Origin of the sequence: Microcystis sp. LSC13-02 (assembly GCA_002282935.1) — a bacterium.
Lineage (GTDB): Bacteria > Cyanobacteriota > Cyanobacteriia > Cyanobacteriales > Microcystaceae > Microcystis.
On sequence record MTBT01000158.1, the window covers coordinates 24,300 to 28,819 of the forward strand.

Annotated in this window: 2 protein-coding genes; both read right to left on the reverse strand. The window is 52.4% G+C overall.

The window, feature by feature from the left end:
• Positions 1-253: 253 nt before the first annotated feature.
• Complete coding sequence (locus BGL89_RS09640; protein WP_286825527.1) at positions 254-4,165, reverse strand: PatA/PatG family cyanobactin maturation protease; 3,912 nt, start codon at positions 4,163-4,165, stop codon at positions 254-256.
• 39 nt (positions 4,166-4,204) lie between these two features.
• A complete protein-coding gene (locus BGL89_RS21470) occupies positions 4,205-4,474 on the reverse strand; it encodes a DUF5838 family protein (RefSeq protein WP_502692613.1) in 270 nt (89 codons plus the stop codon).
• Positions 4,475-4,520: the final 46 nt, after the last annotated feature.

Consider the following 4,520-nt stretch of genomic DNA (forward strand, 5'->3'; position numbering starts at 1 on the left):
AGGTTCAGTTTTTAGCTTGGTTATCGCTTTTTCCATTGTAGCTTAAAGCCGTCGTAAAACGACGGGGTTTTAACCCAAATTTTCGATAATCTTCAAAAATGTTGCTGTACAAGGATCGACTTAAGACTTTTGCAAGAGGTCTAATTTCGCCGAAAAAATGGGTCATTTTTGCAAAACTTTACAAGGCTGCACCTGGTGACACGAACCTTCTGTTTACGCCGACACTTAGGTTGGTAGCCCATTTTGTTGTAGATCAGGTTTGTTCAGAACGCGAAGGCATTGACCAACTCTTGATTTTACCCAAAGTGACGGGCATCTGAAGCACTACATCCAGGGTAAATAGAAAAACCTTGCGTCCCCGACTACTCCTTTCTGGGTCAGAGAACTCTAGCTTGATATCCCAACAGTCACTGTTTCGCCGACAGAAGGGGCTTTTTTCGACTTCTATAGTGTCGAGTTGACGACGCTCGGCGATCGCTTTCGCAAAGACGGAAGCTGCTTGGAAGATGTTGGTGGCGGCGAAGTTGAGGGCGCGATCGCGCGAAGTCTGACCCACATTGCGTAGATCATTGTAGACTCGGTTGAGGAACGAAGTCAGAGCTTGTTGGATGAGGGGTGCTTGGGCTTCGTCCACCTGACGAGAGATCGCCACCATCGCCGCGTTGACCAGGGTATTCACTTTCCAGCCGTACATTCCTCGGAGGTCATGTACCTTGACGACTGGCACAACCTGACCAGAGAATAGTTCAACTGTGCGGTTAGTTTGTCGGGCGGGGATGCTAATTCGTTCTACAAATTCATCACTGCTTTCTGGCTCGAGTTGACCCGCCAACATCAGCACAAACATCTCGTAGATCTGGTCTGAAAACGCTCCTGTTGGCTCTAGGACATAGATCGTGTCTCCATCCAGGCTCAACGTCCAGATCAACGAACGGCTTTCGTCTGGGTTGCGATCGAGGTGTTCAACCATCTGACGGGGATTGTAGGGGTCTGGCGGAACCAAGATGCTGTCCATTTCTACCGGAGCCATCCGTTCTTTGAAGGTATCAACACAGGTTTCATCGCCAAAGTCATAGCTCAAGGTTCCCAGAGCATAAACATGGCCCGAAAAAGCGGTACTAGCCTCCACCGTAGCCGGGTCAGCCGACGCAGTTACCGCTACTTCGGCCGCCATTGGCGTAGCCGATTGCATTGTCATAGTAGAGTCTCCAACCGAACTTGCTGCGATCGCAGTAATCCCAGCAGGAATACTCGACGTATCCCCTGCGATCGCCGTGCCATAGCCAGCCCATTCTGTGCGGGTCACTTGGTCGCCTGCAAAGGAAATGGTAACAGAAGGTTGTCCAAACAGCACCTTCATCGCCCCAGGGATATTCACAAAGCCGCGTAGACAGCGTTCTGGTTCTTCTACAACGTTTGGGTCACAGGGAATAGCAGTATTCAGCAGTGTGGTTCGGACGGCTTCAGCATCAACGGTTTTACCTTGTTGCACTTGCAAACTCATTAACAGCGCAGCAATTCCGGTCACGATGGGGGCTGATCCACTGGTTCCGGTTCTGACTCTGGGTTTCTCGGTGGCTAGTTGCGCTCCCCAAATGTCGTCACCGGGAGCCATAATCCCCTCTTCGGTGTAGTTGCCACCCCAGTTACTATAGTGGGCAGGTGGATGACCCAGATCCATTGCTCCCACAGGGAGGGCTCCTGGCAGGACACCAGGCAGACACCAATATTCACCCAAACCATTACCCGCAGGCGCGACGACCAGAATGTTGTTATCCAAGCACTTCTGTACGGCTTGGGCAAACAGCTCTTCCCCTTCGCCGGTTTGGGTGGGGCGGCAGATTCCACAGTGAATGATATTTGCCCCCAACTTTAGGGCTAGGTCAAAGGCACGAGCTAGGTTTAAGGGAGAGATAAATTCTTCTGCAATCCCCCTGCTGTTAAGCGGCAGATTGATCAGGCGACAGTTGGGAGCAATACCAGCAGCAGGGGTATTCTCTTGACCCACAATGATGCTGGTGACGTGGCAAGTATGGTCATCAACTTTAAGACGGCCTATAAGCGGTTCCGAAAAAGCCTCTTTGAGTGCTGCTTCTTTTTCCTGTTTCGGGCGATCGCTATCCTCAATGGCTCGGAAGGTCGCGTACTCTTCTGCGGAAATCGGCTCTGGACCATCCTCCCAGTAAGGAAAGACTTTAGAAATTTCGGCACTCTGGAAACAGGACAGGGAGTGGTCGGGGTTGCCCTCAATCACCACAATAGTGATACGGGGATCGCCTAGGGTTTGGTTGCGTAGGTGGGCGAGTCCAGGGATGCGATCGTCGAGGACGTGGGGATGGAGCGTCAACGAGAGTGGGGTTGCTGAACTCTCAACCCCACTGGCTGAAATAGCCGCAGATTCAGTTTCATTCACTACAACATCCGATTCCACTTCACTCTCGGAAGCCTCTGACTCCATGACTTCAGTCGTCGTCTGGGATACAGATTCAGCCTCACTCACCGAAACCGCTGCCTCTGTTGTCTCCACCGATTCTGTAGGTTGGGTTGAGGAACGAAACCCAACATCTAGTTCAGATGTAGGTTGAGTTGAGGAACGAAACCCAACATCAGCAGGCTCAGGTTCCGCCTCACTCCTATCCAACTCAACCGCGCTCACCGAGACTGCTACCTCCGCAGACTCATCCGAGGGCTCAACGTCTTCAACTGACTCAACTCCACTCGCTTGCACATCCCGGTTCGGCAGTGACCCCAACATGAACTCACCTACCGCCGACTCTTCCACATAGTCCAGACCTGCTGCTTGTCCAAAACCATCGCTATCTCCAGCCCCCCACGCGCAGGGAGCCAGACCCATATTCGTCGCCACTAGATAAAGATTTTGCTGCAACACTCCGACGTGTTTTAGCACTAACGCATAAGCTACAGAGCGATACTTGCGGAACAGCCGTCCAAACCGTGCTGTAATCACGATCAGGACTTGTGGTTTTCCCCAGCCGGGTACGCTGTTTAAAAAGTCATAGCCTGACACAGCAAGAATATCGCTTTCTGCCCCAACAATGTGCTCTAGTTGATGGTTCAAGGGGTCATAGTGATACAATCCTGTGTCCAATCCTTGACAACGCCGCACTACTGGATAAATTTCCAGCTCATACATCACTCCGCCGTTAGGATACGGCCGACTGCCCAACTCGCCATAGTCAATGTCCGCGTCAAAACCGAGAATTGCCCGCCAATTTTCACCAAAATACTCCTCCACTTGACGAATGTCTTTGACACGGGCAGTACGATAAAGCAGTTCACTGAGTTGTTCTATGGTGATTGGATGTGCCTCGTCGTATTCTCGAATCGATTTCCGCGCTTCGATCGCGGCTGTTAACGTAGCATCGTTACTCATCAACGCCACCAAGTTCGGACGCGGCAGCGGTACAATCTGGTCGCTCATGGGTGATTTCACCACCGGAAAATCAGACCACTGCTCGATGTTAATATCCTGTGTCGGATAGTCATGGCGACCCAAGCGGCTGCGGAACAGCAGGTTATGAAAGTCCCAAAGCTGGAGCGAGGGGGGTTCAGGGTCAGCCGTCAGAAATCCCGCTGCCCACAGCAGGTTGAGGAACTGATAAGCGGTTTCTGGTCCCAGGTAGGGCGGTGGCGTTAGTGTCGCTAAGGGTTGGGGCTGGGCGAGTTGAGCCAGCAGCGCACTTGCCCGCCAGTCGAGGAGTTTAATCCGAAACTTTGAGAGGGGGGACTCCAGCACCATAGTGCCGTCGTAGGAATGCTGATAGGCAAAGCGGGAGAGGCCCAGACGGGTTTGTGTCCAGTAGGGTTCGGTCAAATTCAACTCGGCAGAGTCCACCATCGGGATCGCCACTGCCAGCGGCAACACAGCGTAACTTAACCAACCTCGCTCATCCAATTGTTGTAGCATCCGCCCGAACTGTTCCCCGGCTGCCCGACCATCGAGTTCGGCTAACCCTTGCACCAGTGAGTCGGGGGTGGTGTTGCCTGCCTTGAGACGATCGAGAGCAATACCGATTCCCGGCGTTGTGGCCAGGGTTAGCAAAGCAGTCGGATCTGATTCTGCCGAGTGCAGGGTGTAGTGGTCTTCGGTGCTTTTGATTTGGATATCGGGGTTGAGGAAAACAGCGAAGGGGTGATTGGTCATGGCGATCGATAATGGGAAACGATGATTGGGCAAGTAAGTTTATGACAGCAGCGAGCGGTGAAGCGATCGGGAGCGGTATTTTGAGCGATCGCCTTCAACGTTGCAAGTAGGCTCAACACCACAGGGACCTTCTATTGCAAGAACAGCTTCTTCAAAGAGAGGGATCGGAAAACTAGGTTCTACATCGAAAGCATCTCGATGAGTTCGCATGAACCGAAGGCGCTGCTCTCGTAGATAATCATGTGAAAACACAGAAGTTATCGTCTTGACATCCTCGCCGCCGTAAAACGGACGGCGATTCCTCACCACGCCACCTTTTTAGAATGGTCGCTGAATGGGGTTGACGCGACCCGGG

Coding starts and splice junctions, on each gene's coding strand:
- BGL89_RS09640 (WP_286825527.1), bottom strand. CDS start 4,165: ATGACCAATCACCCCTTCGCTGTTTTCCTCAACCCCGATATCCAAATC.